The sequence below is a fragment of the Pseudomonas sp. NFACC41-3 genome (assembly GCF_900109505.1).
GTDB lineage: Bacteria > Pseudomonadota > Gammaproteobacteria > Pseudomonadales > Pseudomonadaceae > Aquipseudomonas > Aquipseudomonas chlororaphis.
Map to the genome: position 1 here is coordinate 492,086 of NZ_FOAE01000005.1, position 20,975 is coordinate 513,060.

15 protein-coding genes are annotated in these 20,975 nt (G+C 64.5%); 7 read left to right on the forward strand and 8 right to left on the reverse strand.

What is annotated here, in order from left to right; genetic code table 11:
- Positions 1-76 precede the first annotated feature (76 nt).
- Entirely contained in the window at positions 77-1,069 is a 993-nt protein-coding gene (locus tag BMY68_RS23810) for a cyclase family protein (RefSeq protein ID WP_085534018.1), read from the reverse strand.
- Positions 1,070-1,167: 98 nt separating this feature from the next.
- Here BMY68_RS23810 and BMY68_RS23815 point away from each other — a divergent pair, with 98 nt between their 5' ends.
- Positions 1,168-2,094 (forward strand): LysR family transcriptional regulator, encoded by a 927-nt coding sequence (locus BMY68_RS23815; protein WP_085534016.1) that lies wholly within the window; start codon positions 1,168-1,170, stop codon positions 2,092-2,094.
- On the opposite strand, the gene BMY68_RS23820 is transcribed toward BMY68_RS23815, so the two are convergent.
- Positions 2,067-2,987, reverse strand: a complete 921-nt coding sequence (locus tag BMY68_RS23820) for a LysR family transcriptional regulator (RefSeq protein ID WP_085534014.1) — start codon at positions 2,985-2,987, stop codon at positions 2,067-2,069. The genes BMY68_RS23815 and BMY68_RS23820 overlap by 28 nt on opposite strands.
- A 147-nt stretch (positions 2,988-3,134) precedes the next feature.
- On the opposite strand from BMY68_RS23820, the gene BMY68_RS23825 reads away from it, so the two are divergent.
- Positions 3,135-3,557, forward strand: a complete 423-nt coding sequence (locus BMY68_RS23825; protein WP_007932743.1) for a DoxX family protein — start codon at positions 3,135-3,137, stop codon at positions 3,555-3,557.
- A gap of 192 nt (positions 3,558-3,749) precedes the next feature.
- Here the strand turns inward: BMY68_RS23825 and BMY68_RS23830 are convergent, their stop codons facing one another.
- Positions 3,750-4,220 (reverse strand): Lrp/AsnC family transcriptional regulator, encoded by a 471-nt coding sequence (locus BMY68_RS23830; RefSeq protein ID WP_062825261.1) that lies wholly within the window; start codon positions 4,218-4,220, stop codon positions 3,750-3,752.
- A gap of 253 nt (positions 4,221-4,473) precedes the next feature.
- On the opposite strand from BMY68_RS23830, the gene BMY68_RS23835 reads away from it, so the two are divergent.
- Together BMY68_RS23835 and BMY68_RS23840 are read left to right on the forward strand one after the other, a co-directional pair.
- On the forward strand, positions 4,474-4,647 hold the full coding sequence (locus BMY68_RS23835; protein WP_239694124.1) for a hypothetical protein: 174 nt from the start codon (positions 4,474-4,476) through the stop codon (positions 4,645-4,647).
- 31 nt (positions 4,648-4,678) lie between these two features.
- Positions 4,679-5,839 carry an MFS transporter gene (locus tag BMY68_RS23840; RefSeq protein ID WP_085534011.1) on the forward strand — a complete coding sequence of 387 codons (1,161 nt, stop codon included), beginning with the start codon at positions 4,679-4,681 and terminating at the stop codon, positions 5,837-5,839.
- A gap of 491 nt (positions 5,840-6,330) precedes the next feature.
- On the opposite strand, the gene BMY68_RS23845 is transcribed toward BMY68_RS23840, so the two are convergent.
- From BMY68_RS23845 to BMY68_RS23860, 4 genes are all read right to left on the reverse strand, one after another.
- Complete coding sequence (locus tag BMY68_RS23845; RefSeq protein ID WP_175534867.1) at positions 6,331-8,778, reverse strand: TonB-dependent siderophore receptor; 2,448 nt, start codon at positions 8,776-8,778, stop codon at positions 6,331-6,333.
- A gap of 96 nt (positions 8,779-8,874) precedes the next feature.
- The gene (locus tag BMY68_RS23850) at positions 8,875-9,858 is read right to left on the reverse strand and encodes a FecR family protein (protein WP_085534009.1); all 984 of its coding nucleotides are present in this window, start codon (positions 9,856-9,858) and stop codon (positions 8,875-8,877) included.
- A gap of 43 nt (positions 9,859-9,901) precedes the next feature.
- Positions 9,902-10,399 carry a sigma-70 family RNA polymerase sigma factor gene (locus BMY68_RS23855; RefSeq protein WP_085534007.1) on the reverse strand — a complete coding sequence of 166 codons (498 nt, stop codon included), beginning with the start codon at positions 10,397-10,399 and terminating at the stop codon, positions 9,902-9,904.
- A 229-nt stretch (positions 10,400-10,628) separates the two neighbouring features.
- On the reverse strand, positions 10,629-11,642 hold the full coding sequence (locus BMY68_RS23860) for an AraC family transcriptional regulator (RefSeq protein ID WP_085534005.1): 1,014 nt from the start codon (positions 11,640-11,642) through the stop codon (positions 10,629-10,631).
- A 133-nt stretch (positions 11,643-11,775) separates the two neighbouring features.
- On the opposite strand from BMY68_RS23860, the gene BMY68_RS23865 reads away from it, so the two are divergent.
- The 3 genes from BMY68_RS23865 to BMY68_RS23875 are packed head-to-tail and all read left to right on the forward strand — an operon-like array spanning position 11,776 to position 14,433.
- A complete protein-coding gene (locus tag BMY68_RS23865; protein WP_085534412.1) occupies positions 11,776-12,696 on the forward strand; it encodes an alpha/beta hydrolase in 921 nt (306 codons plus the stop codon).
- Positions 12,697-12,700: 4 nt separating this feature from the next.
- Positions 12,701-13,564, forward strand: coding sequence for an SDR family NAD(P)-dependent oxidoreductase (locus BMY68_RS23870; protein ID WP_085534003.1), 864 nt, complete (start codon positions 12,701-12,703; stop codon positions 13,562-13,564).
- Positions 13,565-13,593: 29 nt separating this feature from the next.
- Positions 13,594-14,433: an SDR family NAD(P)-dependent oxidoreductase gene (locus tag BMY68_RS23875; RefSeq protein ID WP_085534410.1), complete on the forward strand. Its 840-nt coding sequence runs from the start codon at positions 13,594-13,596 to the stop codon at positions 14,431-14,433.
- Positions 14,434-14,818: 385 nt separating this feature from the next.
- Here the strand turns inward: BMY68_RS23875 and BMY68_RS23880 are convergent, their stop codons facing one another.
- A complete protein-coding gene (locus tag BMY68_RS23880; RefSeq protein ID WP_085534001.1) occupies positions 14,819-20,755 on the reverse strand; it encodes a S8 family serine peptidase in 5,937 nt (1,978 codons plus the stop codon).
- Positions 20,756-20,975 lie beyond the last annotated feature (220 nt).

Genomic DNA, 20,975 nt, shown 5'->3' on the forward strand with positions numbered 1-20,975 from the left:
CCCCGCGAGCGTGCCGCTCGATCGCAGCCTGCGGCAGCGGCTACATAAACATCGGGGCTGACCGGACGGCAGGTGGCTAGCGAATCGGCAAGGCAATCGGCCGAATCGGCGCGGCATCGGCACCGCGCAACTTCAATGACGCGCCGATAAAGGCGAACTGGTACACCCGGTCCCGCGACAGGCCTTCGAGGTTGACCAGCTCCAGGATCGGCGCGCCCTGCATCGCCAGCAGGTAGGTGTGCAACGGCAGGTAGTTGCCCTCCACCTCCGACGGGAAGGTCTCGAAGCTCAGGTTATCGGCGCCCACCACCATGGCACCGCCCTCCTCCACCAGGAACTTCGCCGCGTCCAGGCTCATGCCCGGCGGGTTGGCCATATAGGCCTGGGCCTTTTCGTAGTCGCGCATGCGCCCGGTGCGGATCAGCACCACGTCGCCCTTTTCCAGGCTGACCTGTTGCGCCTTCAGCGCCTGTTGCAGGTCAGCCCGGGTCACCCGGTAATTGTCCGCCAACATGTCCACGCCCTTGGCCGCAGCGACATCGATCAGCACCCCGCGGGCGACAATCGGCGGCAGTTTTTCCGCGCCGGTGACGTTCCAGCCACGGTCGCCCAGGTGCTGGTCGGCGCGAAAGCCGTTCCAGATCTTGCCGTCGAGGCCGAAGTGGTTGAGCGCATCGATATGGGTGCCCATGTGGGCATACATCGACACCGCCGAGCCGGTGTAGCTGACATGCCGGTTCATCGGCTCGCCGACCTGCATCGGGTCGGCGATCACATTGCCGTGGGGGGTGTGGGTCATCCACATCTGGTAGGGCGGATCGCCCGCCGCCTGCCAACTGGGCATGCCGACGAAATACTCGACCGCCAGGTCGTAGGCCTGGCTGCCGCTGACCCGAGCCATGATCGCCGCCCGCGACTGCTCGGTGATCAGGTTCAGGCGGCCGATCTCATCCTTCGGCCCCCAGGGGCTGACGCCGACTTCGGCCTGGGGCGCGGCGCCGCACAGCGCGCTGAACAGCGACAAGGCGGCCAGGCCGGGGATGACACGCAACAAACGGGAAACAGCCATGACGACACTCCTGTGAAATGAAGTGTCCATGGTATGGATTAACAATTCGGCGATAATCAGCCGTTTCGTTAAGACATATTCAACCCAGGAGAAACAATATGGATGTGTTGGCAGCCATGCGCACCTTTCGCCGCGTGGTGGAGCGCGCCAGCTTCAGCCTCGCGGCCAACGACCTGGGGCAATCCACCGCCGCGGTCAGCAAGCAGGTGCGCCAGCTGGAGGAACACCTGGGCAGCCTGTTGCTGCTGCGCACCACGCGCCGCATGAGCCTGTCGGACGCTGGCCAGGCCTACTTCAGCGAGTGCTGCCACCTGCTCGACGAACTGACGGCCCTGGAATGCGCGACCCGCGCCGGCACCCGCGAGCCCGGCGGTCGCCTGCGGGTCAACGCGCCGCTGTCGTTCGGCCTCAAGGTGCTGTCGCCGATCCTCGCCGACTTCATGCGGCGCTACCCGCAATTTCGTATCGACCTGACCCTCGACGACCGCCTGCTGGATGTGGTGGGCGAAGGCTTCGACGTATCGCTGCGGATTCGCCGACAACTAACCGACTCGTCGCTGATCGCCCGGCGCCTGGGGGAAATCGAACAGGTGATCTGCGCCGCCCCGGCCTACCTGCAGGCCAAGGGCAGCCCACAGACGGTCGATGAGCTGCGCGAGCACAGCTGCCTGGCCTATCGCCTGGCCGAGCATCCAGGCCACTGGCAGCTGGAAGGCCCGCAAGGCAGCAGCCGCCTGGAACTGCCGGTGCGTTTTGCCGTAGACAACAGCCTGATGCTCAGCGACATGCTCCAGGCCGGGCTGGGCATTGGCGCCCTGCCCTCGTTCATCGCCCAGCCGCTGCTCGACAGCGGCCAGTTGCAGCGGGTCCTGCCCTGCTATTCCATGCCGCGCCGGACCATCTACGCGGTGTATGCCAGCAATCGCCATGTGGCGCAGAAAATCCGCTTCTTCGTCGACTTCCTGGCCCAGGCCCTCGGCCCGCTCCAGGAGGCCGATCAGGCCGCGCCCGAGCCGGCGGACTGAACCTGGGCCGCCAGCCAATCGATCAGCCAGGACGCCGCCGGCCCCGGTGGCGTGTCGAGGCGGTAGATGGCGTCGAAGCCGTAAGGCAGGCTCTGGCTGCCTGGCAGATCGAGTTGCACCAGGCGCCCGCTGGCCAGGTCCTCCTCGACCATCGGCGCCGGCATGTTGCCCCAGCCGATGCCTTCCCTGAGCAGCATATGCTTGGAGCCCAGGTCCGCCAGGCGCCAGCTGTGGGTGCCGACCACGCCGAAATCCTGGTTGCGCGTCAGCTCGGAACGGTCCGACAGCACCAGTTGCACATGCTCGCGGCCGGCCCCCGGCAGGTTGACCGATGCTTGCGCCAGCGGATGCTCCGGGGCGGCGACCGGGATCAGCTGGACGAACCCCACCTGCACCCGCTCGATACCGGTCAGATCGCGGTGCACCATGCCGCTGACACCCACCGCGGCGCGCCCCGCCAGCACCATCTCGGCCACCGCGCCCAGGGCCTCCATGTGCAGGTGCAGCTGCACCGTGGGGAACTCGCGGCGGAAGTTTTTCAGCGCATCGACGATGCGCGCCGCCGGGAACATCACGTCGATCACCAGGTGAACCTCTGCTTCCAGGCCTTGCAGCAGCCCCTTGACCTTGGCCCGCAGGCCGTCGATGCCGTTGTAGATGCTCCGCGCCTCGGCCAGCACCGTGCGCCCGGCCTCGGTGAGCTGGGGTTTGCGGGTGGTCTTGCGATCGAACAGGCTGACCCCCAGTTGCAGCTCCAGGTTGGCTATGGAATAGCTGATCACCGAGGTGGCGCGATGCAGCTTGCGCGCCGCGCCGGCAAAGCTGCCGACCTCGACGATGGTGAGGAAGATGCGCAATTGATCGAGGGTGGGCGTACCGGGGTTGCTGGACATGGGACTGTTCTCGCAAAGGCTACGTTCTAAAAAATCGAATCTGACACTCGAAATTATTCGGCTATTACGTTCATAACGCCAGTGGCAAACTTCTCTCCATCGCGGCGCACCAAGGTGGTGAGGCCGAACCCACTGAGAGAATCCAGCATGTCCACACTGACCAACAGCCTGTCCACTACCTCCAACAGCAACGCCAGCATCAGCCTGATCGGGCGCGTCCTGCTCAGCGCCATCTTCATCCTTTCCGGCTTCTCGAAAATCGCCGCGCCGGCCGCCATGGTCGGCTACATCCAGTCGGTCGGCCTGCCCTTCCCGCAACTGGCCCTGGGCATCGCCATCGCCGTGGAACTGGGTGGCGGCCTGCTGCTGATCGCCGGCTACCGCACCCGCCTGGTAGCCCTGGGCCTGGCTGTGTTCAGCGTGGCCACCGCCCTGGCCTTCCACAACAACCTGGGCGACCAGAACCAGTTCATCCACTTCTTCAAGAACATCGCCATGGCCGGCGGCCTGCTGCAAGTGGTGGCCTTCGGTGCCGGTCGCTTCAGCCTGGATGCCCGTCGCCAGGGCTGATCGGCCTCCCCCACGACAACGCGGCGCCCAAGGGCGCCGCGTTGTCGTTTTGTTTCGTGACAAGAGCCCCCTTGCCCACCTTAAGACATACAAGCGAGCTTGCTCGCGATAAAAATCCCGCATGCACCGCCATGTCTTTCAGCCTGGCGGCTGATCGCGAGCAAGCTCGCTCCTACAGGGAATTAAGGTGTTTCAAGGGGTGGTCGGCACATCCAGCCCGACCTTGACCCGGCTCATGGCCACCAGGGTCTTGAAGCGCTTGACGTTGTTGTTCTCGAAGAACAGCTCACGAGTCAGTTCGTTGTACTGGGCCATGTTGCGCACGGCGAAGATCAGCACAAAATCGCACTCGCCCGCCACGTAGTAGCACTGCTGCACCTGCGGGCAGGCCTGGAAGCTGCGCTTGAGCGCATCGAGCTGATCGATGCGTTCGCTCTCCACCTCCACCTCGACAATGATGCTCAGCTCATAACCCAACGCCTCGGGCGCGATGACCGCGCTGTAGCGTTCGATCACCCCTTCATCGCTCAGGCGCTTGAGGCGCCGGTTGACCGCCGCGGTGGACAGGTTCACCCGCAACCCCAACTCGCTTTGCGGGGTGCGCGCATCGCGTTGCAGTTCGGCGAGCAGTTTCAGGTCGTAGGCATCCAGGCTGGTGGTCATGCGGGCAATCCATGGGCAGGCAATCAGTGGTGGGCAATCAATGGAATGAAATTGTGCAAAGGCTGGCGATTATGCGAAACAAATTCGCCAGCCACGCAATATTATTTCCAGGGCTGCGAGCCGGGGCCTGGCCAGTGGCGCGCTGGACTCGTCGATGGCTGGCCCGGCCTGGCGCTTCCTGTAACCTTCGAACGATTGCCTGGTCACACTCCCCGACGCGCTCGCCGCCGCGGGCCTCGCGGGACTGAGCCCGATGTGCAAGGATGGCGCGCGGCGCACCGTCGCGCACCTCGACGCCCACTCGGGCGTCCTGCTTATCAACACCGAAGGCGCCATGTCGCCAGCGGTGTATCAACAACTGGTCGGTGAAACGGCAGACTCGGTCCTCCAGCGGCAGCAGCAATGGCGCCAAGCGTCCATTGCCTGACAGGCGCCCGGGGTGACCGCCAAGGATTTTTATGACAGCCCTCAACACCCACACCTCAGAGCAACAGATCAGCCCCGGCCGCCTGGAACAGATGGCCACGCGCATCGCCTTTTTCATCGCCGGTTTCGGCATCGCCGCCTGGGCGCCGCTGGTGCCCTACGCCAAGGCCCGGGCCGGGCTCGATGAAGGCACCCTGGGCCTGTTGCTGCTGTGCCTGGGCGTGGGTTCGATCCTGGCGATGCCGATCGCCGGGGTGCTTGCCGGGCGCTTCGGTTGCCGGCGGGTGATGGCTGCCGGCAGCCTGCTGATCTGCCTGGCCCTGCCGCTGCTGGCCACGGTGAGCACGGTGCCGCTGCTGATCGCCGGGCTGTTCCTGTTCGGCGCCGGGCTGGGCACGGTGGATTCCACGGTGAACCTGCAGGCGGTGATCGTCGAACGGGCCAGCGGCCGGCCGATGATGTCGGGCTTCCATGGCCTGTTCAGCCTCGGCGGCATCGTCGGCGCGGCCGGGGTCAGCGCCATGCTTGGCCTCGGCCTGTCGCCACTGGGCGCGACCCTGGTGGTGGTGGCCTTGCTGGTCGTCGCCCTGCTCAAGGCGGCGCCGCACATGTTGCCGTACGGCAGCCAGAGTTCGGGCCCGGCCTTTGCCGTGCCCCACGGCGTGGTGCTGTTCATTGGCTGCCTGTGCTTCGTGGTGTTCCTCGCCGAAGGCGCGGTGCTGGACTGGAGCGCGGTGTTCCTCAGCGCCGAACGCCAGGTGGATGCCGCCTATGCCGGCCTGGGTTACGCGGCCTTCGCCCTGACCATGACCGTCGGCCGCCTGACCGGCGATGCCATCGTGCACAAGCTGGGGGCCACGCGGGTGATCGTCATGGGCGGCTCGGTGGCCGCCGCCGGCCTGCTGCTGGCGACCCTGGCACCGGCCTGGGAAGCGGCGCTGGTGGGTTACGCGCTGGTAGGCGTCGGCTGCTCGAATATCGTGCCGGTGCTGTACACCGCGGTGGGCAAACAGACCGTCATGCCCGAAGCCATCGCCGTGCCGGCCATCACTACCCTGGGTTACGCCGGCATCCTCGCCGGCCCGGCGCTGATCGGCTTTATCGCCCACGGCAGCAGCCTGAGCATCGCCTTCGGCCTGATCGCGGTGATGCTGATCGGCGTGGCGGCCAGCGGCAAAGTGTTGAAGGTCTGAGCCCTTTCGCGGGCCATCGAACGTCCACTGTGTTTTCGAGATTGCAGGAAGGCCCTGCGGGCCTTTGCGCAGCCTGCGGCAGCGGCTACACAAGCATCGGGGCTGACCGGAATATCGAGGGCGTCACCGCTCCCTGTAGCCGCTGCCGAGCCCGCGAGGCTGCGATAGACCCGCAGGGTCTCCAGCGCCCGCAAGATCCCCACGAGCGTGCCGCTCGATCGCAGCCTGCGGCAGCGGCTACACAAGCATCGGGGCTGACCGGAATATCGAGGGCGTCACCGCTCCCTGTAGCCGCTGCCGAGCCCGCGAGGCTGCGATAGACCCGCAGGGTCTCCAGCGCCCGCAAGATCCCTACGAGCGTGCCGCTCGATCGCAGCCTGCGGCAGCGGCTACAGGGGTTTGCGCCGGGCATAAAAATCGCGGGCAAGCCTCGCTTCTGTAGGAGCGGCCGGTCGACGCTCGATTGCCCGCGATGGGCGCGACGCGGTCGGTCAGAAGCCAACGCTGGCCTGGACGAAGAAGGTCCGTGGCGCGCCGACATAGAGGCCGGAGTTGTTGTCGCTGGAGCGGGTGAAGTACTGCTTGTCGAAGAGGTTCTTCACCCCGGCGCCGAGCTTGAGGTTCGACAGCTGCGAACCGAAGTCATAACCGCCACGCACGTTCCAGGTGACATAGCCCGGCATGTCGCCGTACTGGCCGTCGGCGCTGCCTTCGGTGATGTAGTTGTCGTTGAAGCTGCCGTCGGCGTTGACCATGCTGCCCGGCGAGCGCTGCTTGGACTGGGCGAAGGCATCGATGTTGTAGGTCCAGCGGTTGATGTCGTAACGCAGGCCGAGCGTCGCCACCTGGCGCGAGTAGAACGGCAGGTCGCGATCCTTGAACGCCGAGCTGCCGCCTTCATAGGTCGCACGGGTGTAGGTGAAACCGGCATTGGCGGTCAGGCCGTCGAGGCGCGGGTCCAGGGCGGCCAGGTCGTAGTGCACCGACGCCTCGATCCCCTGGTGCTTGGTCGCGCCGAGGTTGGTCCAGCCGACATCGTTGCTGATGTATTGCAGCTCGTCCGAGAAGTCGATGTAGAACGCCGTCAGCTCACCGCCCCACACCTCATCGTTGTAGCGCGTACCGATCTCGTAGGTCTTGGCCTTCTCCGGGTTCAGGCCGTTGGCGGTCTGGTCGCCCACCCCGCCCTGGCCCAGCTGGAAGTACTGCAGGCTGCCGAACGACGTCTCGTAGTTGGCGAACAGTTTCCACGCATCGGAGAGGTGGTACATCAGGCTCAGCGCCGGCAGCGGCTCGTTGCTGTTGATCTCGCGGCGCTTCTCCTGCACCGGCACACCATTGGTGCCGGCCACCGGGCGGTCGTGCCATTCGGTGCGGATGTTTTCGAAGCGGATCCCCGGGGTGATGGTCCAGTTGCCGACGTCGATCTTGTCGTCGATGTAGAAGGCCGTGGCCTCGGTGCCGCCGGTGCGGTCCTGGTACACATGGCCGTCGGAGCCCGGGCGCACCACCGGCTGGTTGTTGACCAGGGCCAGGCGGCTGGCCTCTTCGTGCATGCCTTCTTTCAGGTAGCGCATGCCGACGCTGGCTTCCTGGGTGGTCGGGCCGAAGTCGAACACATGGGACACCCGCGGCTCGATGCCGAAGGTGTAGTAGGTGCGCGGATAGGACACCAGGGTCTTCTGGTCGCGGGCGGCGATGGTGCTGCCACGGAAGCTGTCGGAGTAGTAGGTCAGCACTTCGAACTGGGTGCGGTCGTCGATCTGGCGCAGGTACTTGAACGACACATCCTTGCGGCGGCCGCTGAAGTTGTCCCAGTCGCGGTCCGACTGGTAGGGATCGGCGTCGTACTGCTTCTGCGTCAGGCCGCCGGGCATGTCGGCCTTGGCGTCGTAGTAGTGGAAGTTGAGGCTGAAATCGTCCTGGTCGGTGGGCGCCCAATGGGTCTTGAGGATCACATCGTCGATGTCGTTGCCGTTGTTGCTGGCGCGATAACCGTTGCCGTTGACCCCGGAGTACAGCAGCGCGGCGCCGATGCCGTTGTCCGCGGTGCCGCCGAGAAAGGCCGTGTCGATGTGCTTCCAGCCGCCGCGCTGGGAGGTTTCCAGGGTGCTGCCGATTTCCCCGGTGGCTTTTTCCGGGATGGCCCGGGTCACGAAGTTGATCACCCCGCCGACGTTCTGCGGCCCATAACGCACGGAACCGGCGCCGCGCACCACGTCGATGCTGTCGAGGTTGCCCGAGGAGATCGGCGCCATCGACAACTGGGGCTGGCCATAAGGCGCGAAGGCCGCCGGCACGCCGTCGATCAGCACCGTGGAGCGCGGCGACAGGCGCGACGTCAGGCCACGCACGCCGACGTTGAGGGAAATATCGCTGCCGCCGGTGCCGTTGGCGTCCTGCACCTGCACGCCGGGGACCCGACGCAGCACGTCGCCGACGTTCATCGCGCCCTGCTCGACCATGGCCTCACGGCGGATCACCGTACGCGCGCCGGGGTGGTTCTGCACCACCGCCGCGTTGGCGTCGCCCAGCCAGTCACCCACCACGCTGATGCTGGTGGCGCCCAGTTCCAGAGGGCCGCCACCCGCCGCCGACGGCGCCGGGCTGAGGGTCACCGAGCCGCCGTCGATCTGGTATTGCAGGCCGCTGCCTTGCAGCAACTGGCGCAGCGCCTGCTCCGGCGACAGCTTGCCGTCCACCGCCGGGGCCTGCTTGCCGGCCACCAGCTCAGGGCTGAAAAACACCTGCAGCGAGGTTTGCAGCCCCAACTGGCTCAGGGCCTGGCCCAACGGCTGGGCCTGGATGTGGATAGCGCTCGACGCCTGTTCGGCATGGGCCTGGGGCAGCGCGGCACTGACCGCCAGGGCCAGGGCCAGCGGCAGCCAGCGGGTGGAAGGCGAGCAAGGATTGTTGTTATTCAGGTCGAGGCGTTTCAAGTTCGAGCAGTCCTGTTGATCGCAAGAAGATGCGTCTGTTAATGCAAACCAGTTGCAGTTGGACAAGAAGACGAAGAACTCGAAAAAAACCTGAATCTATCGCGCAATTATTTCCTGGCTACCGTCGGCGTGGGTCTTCACCGCCACCGGCAGGATGCTCGGCAAGGCCTTGAGCAGCGCGTCGGTGTCGTCGGCCTTGAACACGCTGGTCAGGCGCAACCTGCCCACCGCCTCGCTGCCGACCCGCAGCGGCTGCTCGCGATAACGCGACACCTCGGCGGCCACCTCGTTGAGGCTGGCGTTGTTGAACACCAGCTTGCCACTGCGCCAGGCGGTCAGCGCCTGGGGATCCACCGCGTAGGCCGCGGCCACTTGGCCCCGGGCATCGACCGCGGTGCCCAGGCCCGCGCTCAGGTTGACGAAGTCGCTGTCGGCGGCATCGCGCCCCTGCACCCGCACGCTGCCCTGCTCCACCGCGACCCGGGTCTGGGCAGCATCGCGGCGCACATCGAAGCGCGTGCCGGTGACCGTGACCTTGCCGGGCCCGGCCGCCACCACAAAGGGCCGGCTGCTGTCGTGCTCGACACTGAACATTGCCTCGCCTTCGCTCAACTCGACGCTGCGCAGGCCTTGTTCATAACGCACCCGCAAGCGACTGCGGCTGTTCAGGTCGACCTGGGAACCATCGGGCAAGGCCACATGGCGGCGCTCGCCCGGGGCCGTGGCGAACTCGGCGCTGTACAGCGCAGGCGGGTTCAAACCGCTGAACAATCCCAGGCCCACGGCCACCGCCAGCACACTGGCCGCCACCGCATAACGCAACAGCGGGCGGCGCCTGATGCTCGGGTTCGGGGTTGCGCACAGCGCCTGCAAACGCGCCTTGGGCACCCGGTCCGTGGCCGCCCACAGGGTGTGCAGCAGTTGGTATTCATCCCGATGCGCCTCGTGCTGCGCCAGCCAGGCGTCGAAACGCTGCCGCTCCTCGACATCGATCGCCGGTTCTTGCAGGCGCACAAACCACAGCGCCGCCTCATCGCGAACCGTCGCCTGCCCGCACGCGCACTCACGAGTCTGCGTCATGGAACATCCTGTTGGGCTGGGGGTGAAAAAGGCACGGCATTCATCAGCGCGGCCCGTCCACGCGCTCGCGCAGATGCCGCAGGGTGCGGATCATATACTTTTCCACCATGTTTTTTGACAGCCCCAGGCGCTCGGCAATCTCGGCCTGGGTCAGGCCTTCGAGCTTCTGCCAGACAAACACCTTGCGGCAGTTCAACGGCAACTCGCCAAGGGCCCGCTCGATGGAATCAGCCAGCTGGATCGCATGCATGAAATGCTCCGGGTCGCCGCCGGGCGACGCAACTGGATACACCGCCTCCCGCTCCATGGCACCGCGCCGATCCTCGCGGCGATAAGCATCCACCGCGATATTGCGCGCCGTCTGGTGCAGATACGCCCGCGGCTGCTGCACCGCCGCCGCATCCGACTCCAGCACCCGGACAAAGGTGTCATGGGCCAGGTCTTCCGCCTGCGAACGGTTCTTCAGCCGACGCGTCCAGGTGCCGATCAACTCTTCGTAGTGCTCGAAAAAGCCTGGGCGGCGGGGAGGCTTGGGGGTCATTGCGCTGTGCTGAGGGTGGGGAGGCGTGAATAGTAATGCTTCTTATTAAAGGCGGCAATTGGTTCGGATGAGGGGTGGATTTAAACAAGAATGATGGCTGCTTTCGGCCATAAGCGGACGTTCACAAGCGACCGCTACCGGCCATCTGCTGATAATCATGAAGGAGTGAATTCCCGAGGCCGATCAGACACTGCTCCTGAAGCCCTCCCTAATTCCAACGATTCCCCGCTCAGTAACTCTTCGAACTAAGTTGCCTAGCCTCATGGGGCGACCTTCCGCTCCACTCCTTGAAGGCGCGAGAGAAGGCGCTGTGCTCCGAATAGCCCAGCAGCATGGCGATATCCACGATTTGCAGGCGTGGATCGCGCAGGTACGACAGCGCCAGTTCGTGGCGCACTAGGTTCAACTCATAGCGAAAGCTGGTGCCGGCCTCTTTTAGACGGCGCTGTAGCGTGCGTGACGAGGTGCCCAGTCGGGGACTTATTCGCTCTATGCTCGGCTCACCTTCGCGCATGACATGGGCGATGGTCCTGCGCAGGTGTGCCACGAACTCATCCTGCTGTGGCAACTGGGCCAGCAGGCGATCCGCATGTTGTTCCAACAGGGAGACTAGCTCAGGATCGGGGCTCTTAAAGGGCAGTTCGAGTAGTTGCGCGGAGAAACGCAACACCGCCTCGGCCTGACCGAAATGTACCGGGCAACCGAAGAATGCTTCGTAAGGTCTGGAGTCAAGAGGGCCGGAATGATTGAAATCGATCCGCAACGGGTTCACGGTGCCGCGCACTAGGGCACGGCAGAACTGCACTACAGCAACCATACCGGTTTCATTCACCAAAGGTCCGGGCTGGTACTGGCTGACATCCCATACCAATTCGAACCAGCCGTCGCCGTTGCGGCGAGTCATGGGAATGACGTCGTACACCAGGCGAATGTAGCGTTCCAATCGTTGCAGAGCAGTACCGAGATTACCGCAGGCCAGCAGCACCGATCCGAGCACACCGATATGCCGGGCGCTGATGGTTTGACCGAGGTGCAGTCCTAACAGCGGATCGCCTAACTCTTGCGCCGCTATCACCAACAGGCGATCCCAGCATTCCACGTCAACGCCGCCGCCCCCTTGGGCGGGTGTGGGCCAGGGCCGGCCAAGTACCGACTCGGGCTCATGACCGAGCGCCTCCAGGTATTCATAGATCAGTTGCACGTAGCTCTCGGGCACTACGCGCCTATACAAGGGCTGGTTCATCGGGCCTCATTAGGTGGGTTGGCCTTTTGTTGTTTGGCGCAAAGTGTCAAGCGGGGCGTCGGGTACCGTCAAGCCTTCATAACAGCAGCGGCCGAAAATGACAGCACTCCAGCCATTCCAGCGGATGCTGTTCATGAAAACGATCACCGAACTTCTGGCACCAGCGACAATCCAGTTCTTCTCCAACGGCTCACATTGCGTTGCCGATTTTTACCGCCCACTGGGTGCCGGACCTTTCCCGGTGGTAGTGATGGCACATGGACTTGGCGGGACGCGCAAGATGCGTTTGCCTGCCTTTGCCGAACGCTTCGCCGCCGCCGGCTACGCCTGCTTGGTCTTCGACTATCGCCACTTCGGCGACAGCGAGGGTGAGCCACGCCAACTGCTGGATATCAACCGCCAACTCGAAGACTGGAAAGCCGCGATAGCTCACGCCCGTCGACTCGCGGATGTGAACCCGCAGCGTGTCGTTATCTGGGGCACCTCGTTCGGTGGCGGACATGTGCTGGCCACCGCGGCCGGCGATGCCGGTGTGGCCGCTGTCATCTCACAATGTCCCTTCACCGACGGTCTGAGCTCTAGTCTTGCCATCAAGCCCCTGGTATCTCTTCGCCTCACCTTAATGGCCCTGGCCGACCGAATCGGTTCGTGGTTCGGCGCCAAACCCATTCTGGTTCCGCTCGCCGGTCGACCTGGCGATACGGCATTCATGACTTCGCCGGATGCCTGGAGTGGCTATAACGGGTTGATCCCGTCAGATGCACGTATCCGCAAAGAGGCCGCCGCGCGCTTTGCCCTGGACATCATTCGCTACTACCCCGGACGCAGTACACCTCGTATCCAGGCCCCCGTGCTGTTCTGCGTGTGCGATCCCGACAGCGTGGCACCGGCGAAGCAGACGCTGCGTCACGCCCGACGCGCGCCACGTCATGAGATCAAGCGCTATGCCCATGGGCACTTCGATATTTATGTGGGCGAAGCCTTCGAGCAGGTGGTGGGTGATCAACTCGACTTCCTCAAGCGCAACGTGCCAAGCATCCCAACGAAGAGATAAGAATATGTACGACCTTCAAGGCAAAGTGGTTCTGATCACCGGCGCGGCTGGCGGCATCGGCGCCGCCAGTGCACGCGAACTGTATGCGCGGGGTGCCAGCCTGGTGCTGACCGATACCTCGCAGGACGCGGTGGACAAGCTGGCCCAGGAGTTCAACAGCCAACGCGTGTTGCCGCTGGCGTTCGATGTCACCGACGCCGAGGCGGCCAAGGCGGTGGTACGCCAGGCAGTCGAGCGCTTCGGCCGTCTCGATGTGGCCTTCGCCAATGCCGGCATCTCCTGGCGGGGCGTACCTGCGACCCTACGCACCTGCGACGAAGCGGAGTTCCGCCGCATCATTGAGGTGGATCTGTTTGGTGTGTGGCACACGATGCGCGCCGCACTGCCGGAGGTCGTTCGCAACCGGGGCCAGATGCTGGTCACGTCATCGGTCTATGCCTACTTGAACGGCATAGCCAATGCTCCCTATGCCGCGAGTAAGGCAGCAGTGGAGTCGCTGGCCCGCTCGCTGCGCGCTGAGCTCAGTGCGACCGGAGCCAGCGCCAGTGTGCTTTATCCCGGCTGGACGGCGACCGCTATCGCCAAAGTTGCCTTCGGGGGTAATGCCATCGCCACCGAGATGAACGAGACCCTATTGCCAGCCTTCCTGCATCGGGCGATACAACCGGAACTGGTGGCACGTGGCGTGGTGCGCGGCCTGCAAAAGCGCCAGCCGCGCATCGTTGTACCGGCTCGCTGGGCGCCCATTTCCCTGATGCGCGGCCTGTTAAACGTTTTCACGGACTGGCATCTGGCACGCGATACCCACCTGCAACGGTTGCTCCACCAGTTGGAAGAAGAGGCCGTTCGCAATCAGACCCCAGACTGATGCCCCACTATTTGCTTAAGGCCCACCCTATGAAAAACTACTCGCTGATTGACCGCGTCATTGCCATCACTGGTGCCACCGGTGGTCTCGGCAGGGCCGCCGCGCAAGCCCTGCGCGACAAAGGCGCGAAGCTGGTCTTGCTGGATCTCGATTTGGATAGCTTGAATGCCATGGCTACCACCCTGGGCGGGCCTGATGTCGCTGCCGGTTGGGTGGCCAACGTGCGCTCAATTGAGAGTCTGGAAACAGCGCTGAAGAAGGCCGCGCAGCACTTCGGCGCAATTGATGTAGTGATCGCCGGTGCTGGCGTCAGCTCGGTAGTCGCCCTGGAGTACATCGACCCCGCCACGTTTGACCGGGTCATCGATATCAACCTCAACGGCGTGGCGCGCACCTTCCGCGCTGCACTACCCCATGTGAAGGCGCGCCAGGGCTATCTACTGGCCATCTCGTCCATGGCGGCTTTCGTCCATTCGCCGTTGAACACAGCCTACACCGCCAGCAAGGCCGGAGTCTGGGCCCTGTGTAACAGCCTGCGCCTGGAGCTTCGTCAGCACGACGTGGGCGTCGGATCGTTCCACCCGACCTTCTTCCAGACGCCGATGATGGAGGCGGTCATCGACGGGCCGTCTTCTACCCTGGTCTGGAATAACCATCAGGGGGTCTGGCAGTTCGTTGCGTTGGAACAGGTGGTGGCCGCCCTGGTGGCGTGCATCGAGCAGCGGCGTGATCTGGTGACGGTGCCACGCAGCCAAGGGCTGGTGGCGAAAGCCCCAGGCTTGCTTCGTCGGCTTATCGAGTGGATCGGTTTCGAGCCTGGAAAAGTCGCAGAAGCGGTAAGGCTCAGCAAAGAGAGCAAGGGCCTGTGAGGTATGAGTGTGCATCCTTCAGGAGCCGTCACCATCGCTACCAAACGAAAGGGTGGCGGCCGTACGCAGGTTGGTAGACCGGTGCACTAGGAACCCGGCGCGCACAAATGCGCCCTACGCACGGCCACCATAGAAAGCGTAGGCCGAAAAAAGCACCTCACTGAAGGTGGCGCCTTGCGCCCAGTGACAACATCGGGCTGCCAAACCCGGTCGCTTATTTTGCAGCGACGGGCGAGGGTTAACGTCGCGCCCTTTGCCGTGCAACCTGAAAGCAGCGCCTGTTTGTATCCGGGGATTAACGACGGCTTACCTACCCGCCCCTAACAAGAACGACAAAGGCCCGCGATCTCCATCGCGGGCCCTGTTAGTGAGTCAAGTTACTCGGTCACGTCCAGTTGGCCGCCAACACAGGCTGCAAGGCCTGTTGCTCGGCCGCGCCGAAGGTCATGGTCGCCGGGGCTGCCGGCGCGAACGCCGCCATGGCCTGGACCAGGTTTTCCACATCGTTGCCCAGCAACCGGTGACGGTCGCCGGTCATGATGTCCCGTGGACGCTCAGGGGTTGCGGCATACCAGTTATGCAGCGTGACCTCCTGCTGGCTGCCGATCACCGAGATCTGCAGGTCCTGCCCTTCGTGCTGGAACCACAGGCGCTCGGGGCTGATGTCCTGGCCGAACACCAGCTGGCCCATGCTGCCGCTGAACTCGAGGTCGTTGACCCCGTGCCCGACTTCCACGGTGGGCATGCTGCCGCTGACCAGCACCTTGTTGTTGCCATCGCCCAGCTTCACCGTGGCGAAGGAGCCGCTGTCGGTGATGCTGTTGTTGCCATGGCCGACCGTGAGCTTGTTGATGTCGCCGGCGATCACATTGTTGCCGTTGCCCAGGGTGATCTCGGCGCGGCTGCCCGTCACGTTGACCTTGTTGTCACCGTTGCCGGCCACCAGCTTGGCGCTCGATGCCTCGATGTTGATGGTCTTGCTTTCGTCGCCCAGGCTGACGTTGGCGAAGAAGCCCTTGACCGTCATGGTGTTGGGATCGCTGGCCACGGGCGCAGGATCGACGCTCGGCAACGGGCTCAGCGTAAGCGGGTCGCGCGACGAGCGGGTCACCGGGTCCACGGTGGTGGGCGTTGGACGCGAACGGATTCTGTCGCGGATCGAAGCGTACGAGAAATCCTCGGTGTCAGTCACCGATGGCACCGGGTCATCGAACTTGAGCCACGGGTTCGACGCCGTCGGGATATCGGGCACAGTAACCCGCGGACGACTCGGAATATCCAGGTCGCGATGGCTGGTATCGACCACCGGGATATCGGGAATCACAATCGGCCGCGGGCTCGGCACATCCACCGGCGTGCGTCCCCCTTGATCGCGTCCTACCGGGCCGATATCCGGCAGCTTTGAAGGCTGCAACGAACCGACGCCACGCTCGGCGAGAATCTGCTCGACGGTCTTGTGTTCCGGCACTTTCGGATTCAGGTCGACACCGCGTTCGGCGAGGATCTGCTCGATCGTCTTGTGTTCCGGCAGGGTGATGTCCGGGATCGTCACCGAAGGTTTCAGCACCGGATCGACCACTGGAACGCTGACGGTCGGATGCAGATCGACAGGCGGCAGCGGCGGCACCACGACAGGCTTGTCGACACCAGGACGCTCGACAATCGGCGTCAGCGTACCCGGTACAGTCACCGTCGGCTGTTCCACCGGGGCCACCACCGGGCCGACTGGCGCCACCACCTGCGGCGCATGCTCGGCGAAGATGAAGTCCGAGGCACTGACCTGCGCCACATCCAGCGCATCCAGGTACAGCAGGTTGACGTTCGAGTCGGCGCCCTGGGCGCCGTTACGGGTCACATACACCCCGTGAATCTGCGTCAGGCCGTTGAGGGTCGCGCGATTCTTGTGCTCGAGGGTCAACTGGCTGAAATCGGTCACCCCGGTCTGGCGCAGGTCGATCTTGTCGATGCCATGGCGGAAGCCGCGCAAGGCGTTGTTGTAGTCCTTGACGCCCGACTGGGCCGCCACCACGAACACATCCGAAGTCGCGCTGTCATGGCTGTAGATGGTGCCGCTCAAGGACGCCACCATCTTGCCCTGGGCGTCGCTGCTGTACATCACGCCCTTGCCGCCGCCGTTGAGCAGCACCGTGCCCAGGCCTTCCTGCGGCTGGACCGCCGAGGCGTCGCTGTTGACGTAGGCCGTCGGGGCGACAAAGGTGTCCTGGAACTTGAAGTTCGCCGCGCCGATCCCGGCCAGTGACTGGTTCTTCAGGACAATGCTCTGGCCCTTGGCCAGGTCGATCTTGACGTCCGCGCCTTGCTGGCTGAGCACCAGGTCGGTGAACTTCTTCCCGGCAAAACCCACCAGGTCGATGATCTCGCCACGGGCGGCCTCGAAGTGGCTGATGACATCGCTGCCGCCATCGCGGCGATGGACCACAAAGAAGTCCTTGCCCGCGCCCCCCGTCAGGCTGTTGTTGCCACGCCCGCCGTCGAGCAAGGCATCGGCATTGCCAGCCACCAGCACATCGTTGCCGTCGCCGGTGACGATGTTCTGAATGCTCGGCGGATTTTTCACCGTCAACGCCGCGCCGCCGAGGCTGGCGACACCGGTCAGCAGGTTGACCGAGCTATCGCCCGACACCGCCGCCGCGTTGAGGGTATTGCGCCCGCCCGCGACACCGTTGACCGCATCGTCCAGAACGCCACGGTTGGCATGCCCGACCACCGACTTGAGGTATTCGTCGGTGTAGAAGTAGGTGTCGTCCGGGGTGCTCTTGCTGCCGTACAAACGCAGAGACCAGGCATTGAGCGTGACCGGCAGGCCGGAAGCCGAATCGCTCACCTGCAAGGTCCAGTTGCCCGCCGAGCGTTCGCCGAAGTCATGGGTCGTCATGAAGGTGTATCTGAACGATCCCGACTGCGTGCTGCCAAGGTCTGTGGCGCTCGCCCCCGGCATGCCGTCCGGCACCTTGCCCTGGCGGTTGAGCAGGACGCTCTGGGTACCGTCGGGCGAGATCAGCTTGAGCGTCAGGTCGCCAAGGCGGCCCACCTGGGCGTCGAAATCGATCTCGACGTGTTCCACATTGAGGCCGGCATTCATGGCGATGGACGAGCTCAGCGTGCCCCCCGCCGCCAGGCTCTTGCCCAGGGCGCCGCTGGAGGCGCTGTAGACATACTCGTTGGCCCCGGTGCTCTGGGTCATCCAGGCTTCGGCCAAGCGCACCGCGGCCCGCGCGTCGACTTCGCCGAAGCCGTAGTCGTTGCTGGTGTGCATGCCGCCGCCGTTCCAGTTGTGGGCGGCGTTGTCGCTCCACTGCGTGGACGGGTCGTTGATCTGGCGTGCCGAGAGCGCAAGGATCTGCTGCACGTCGCGGTAGCCCAGGTTCGGGTTGGCCTCGAGCATCAGCGCGACGATGCCGGAGACGATCGGCGCGGCAAAGCTGGTGCCCTGCATGCTGGTGTAGTCGTTGCCGAAGGTCGAGCCACGGTCGGTTTCCAGCATATGGCTGGTGGACACCACGTTGCTGCCCGGCGCCGACACCAGCAGGCTGGCGCCCGGGTTGGAGAACGGCGAGGAACCGATCTGCAGGGTCGACAAGTCGCCCTGGGCGTTGATCGCGCCGACTTCCACCGAGAAGCGGTTGTTGTTGGTCAAGGAGCCCTGGGCATTGCCGCCGGTCGCGCGGCTGTTGCCGCCGGCCGCGACAATGATCGTGCCCAGGCCACCGCGACCGTTACTCGCGGCGTACTGGGCATTCATGCTCAGCGCCGTGGCGGTGTTGACGAAGCCGTCCTGAAAGCTGCTGAGGGCGAAATCGTTGGTGAAGCCCCAGCTGTTGTTGGCAATGTCGAAGCTGACCATATGCCCCAACCCGGCGAGGTCGGCGCCGCTGTTGGCCAGGTAATAGCCGCCCAGCGTCGCGCCGTAGGCCACCCCTACCCCGCCCGTGCCATTCTTGGCCGCGACCATCACCCCCGCCACCATGGTGGCGTGGTTGGACACCAGGCCCGGCAAGCTGCCGTTGCTCTGCTGGGTCTGCAGCCAGGCCTGGTCGACGTTGGCGGCCAGGTCCGGGTGGGCGATGTCGAAGATCTCGGGCGCGGTGGCGAACTGGCCGCCTGGCTCGAACTGGCCGATGCGCACGCCCTTGCCGGTGTAGTCCTGCCAGACCGGCAGCACGTTGGTATCGCTCAGGTACCACTCCTGGGCCGCCAAGGGGTCCAGCGGCACTTCCGGGGTCAGCAAGGTCACCCCGGCGCGCATCGGCGCGGTCTGCCCGCTGCTCAGGTCCACCACCGAAGCCGACAGGTTGCCGGCGGCATCGACCACGCCGTACTTGAAGCTGAGCAGGCCGGTGTAGCGGGCATCCGGAGTGAAGAGCACATCGCCCTGGGCCGTGAGGCTGACAGAGCCGCCAACCGCGTCGCCGACGTTGGCGATGCGCAGCGCGCCCTGGCTGTTGAGGTGTTGATCGTTAGCCAGCAGGCTCTGCGCGGCAATCAGGTGAGGCTGGGTCCGGTTGAAGGCCTTGCCGTCCTTATCGAGGCTCAGCACGTCGGCCACCGGCATGGCATTGGGGGTCTGCAGATCGACCGCCGAGATATCCGAGAAATTCAGCTTCTGGATGTTTTTCAGGGTCACCGTACCGTCGCGCCCGGCGACCTTGTCGGCCACTTCATAGCCGCTGGCGGTGCGGGTGATGCGGTAGTCGCCATGGTTGCCGTGCAGGGTCACCAGGTTGATCCCGCCGTCGCCGTCGATGGTTGCGTTGCCATGGCCGACTTCAATCACGTCATTGCCCGCGCCGCCGAAAATCCGGTCGGCGCCGCCACCGGCGTGAATGATGCTGCCGCCTTCGGCGGCGTAGATCACATCGCCCTGGGGCCCGGCGTAGATCACCGCCTTGCCGCTGCCGCCGATGATGGTGTTGTGGCCGCTGCCGCCGACCAGCACGTCGCTGCCGCCACCGCCCACCAGGGTCGAATTGCCGGAGCCGCCCTTGATGAAGGCGCTGCCGTTGCCGCCGCTGATCAGGGTGTCGTCGCCGCTGCCGCCCTGGGCAATGGTCAGGCCGGCCTGGGCCATGTTCAGCACCACGCCTTTGTCGCCGACGACGATCGCCGTGTCGTGGCCGCCGTTGCCGTGGAGGTTCTTCATGTCGTCCGAGGCGCTGATTACAAAGACGTCGTCGCCCTTGCCGCCGACATAGGTGTTGCTGCCACCGCCACCCACCAGCCAGCCACCGGCCGGCGCGGCGATCAGCGTGTCGTTGCCGCTGCCGCCGTACAGGTTGCCCACGCCCAGCTGCGCCGCGTCCAGGGTTTCGCCCGTGGTGCTCTGGCTGGCATAGGCGGTGGTGGTGATGCCGTTGCTGGTCGAGGTCACCTTGGTGCCCGCGCCCTGGGCGCTCAGGGTGTTGCTGACCGGGTCACCGAGGAAATCCACCGCCAGCGCTTCCTGGCTCTTGCCATTGATGGTGAACGAACCGGTGGCGAGCACCCGGTTGCCGTCCCGCACTTCGGTTTGAGTGGACGCCGCCGCACGCACGTTGATCTGGGTGATGCCCAGCTCGGCCAGGGTCTTGAGTTCGCCGCCATCGACTTTCGCGTCATGGGTGCCGTCGACCCAGACCCGCAGCTTGCTCCAGATCGGATCGCGCTGATCGATCACGCCATCCTTGTTCGCGTCCTCGCTCGCCAGGGCGGCGAAACCGTCCTTGAATTTCGTCTCGCCCGCCGCGCCGTTCACCCCGGCCTTGCCGCCGTAGTACTCGGAGAACATCTGGCTGACGTCCTTGATCTGGCCGCTGCCATCGTCGATCACCAGCATGCCGGTGCTGCGATCGGCCCAGCCGCTGCGCTTGAGCGTGCCGCTGTGGTCGGTGTCGAACAGCACACCGTCGCGGATGTCGGTCATGTGCACGCCGTTGCCGGTCAGGTCCAGCAGCAGCGGATCGACGTAGGTGTTGAAGGTGGTCATGGCCGACAGACCGTTCAGGGTCACGGCATTGCGCAGGCTGAAGTCCGGCTTGGTGCTGTCCGGGGCCTGGTAGAAATTCGACAGGTAGGTGTTGGGCCGGGCATTGGGGTCGAGCTGCATCTCACCGGGACGAATACCGCCCGAGGCCAGGCTGGCCATCTGGGTCGAGGTGAAGTCGGTTTTGTTGAGAATGCCGCCGACGGCAAAAATGCTGTTGGTCGCCGAGTTTTGAATGAAGCCGTTGGCGACGTCCTGCTGGGCTTTGCTTTCGCCCTGGATGTGTTGTTGGGGTTGGGGGGAAGGGTTGATGTCGATGTTAATAAGATTAGGGACCGACATATCGGGGGCCTCGTCAACTATCAGCCCACGAACCCATTTGTAAACTTGAGATGTCAGACTAGTAACAACGGTCCAGTCTCCCGAAGGAGAGTCGACCCGGTTAATCCAGTTCATTGCTATTTGCTTGGTTTCAGCAGTACCTATACGAGCAGCTAACGCCATAAGCTTGTCTGTCTCGTAAGAAAGCGCAAGCTCCCACCCAGGACTGCCGGCAAAGTCC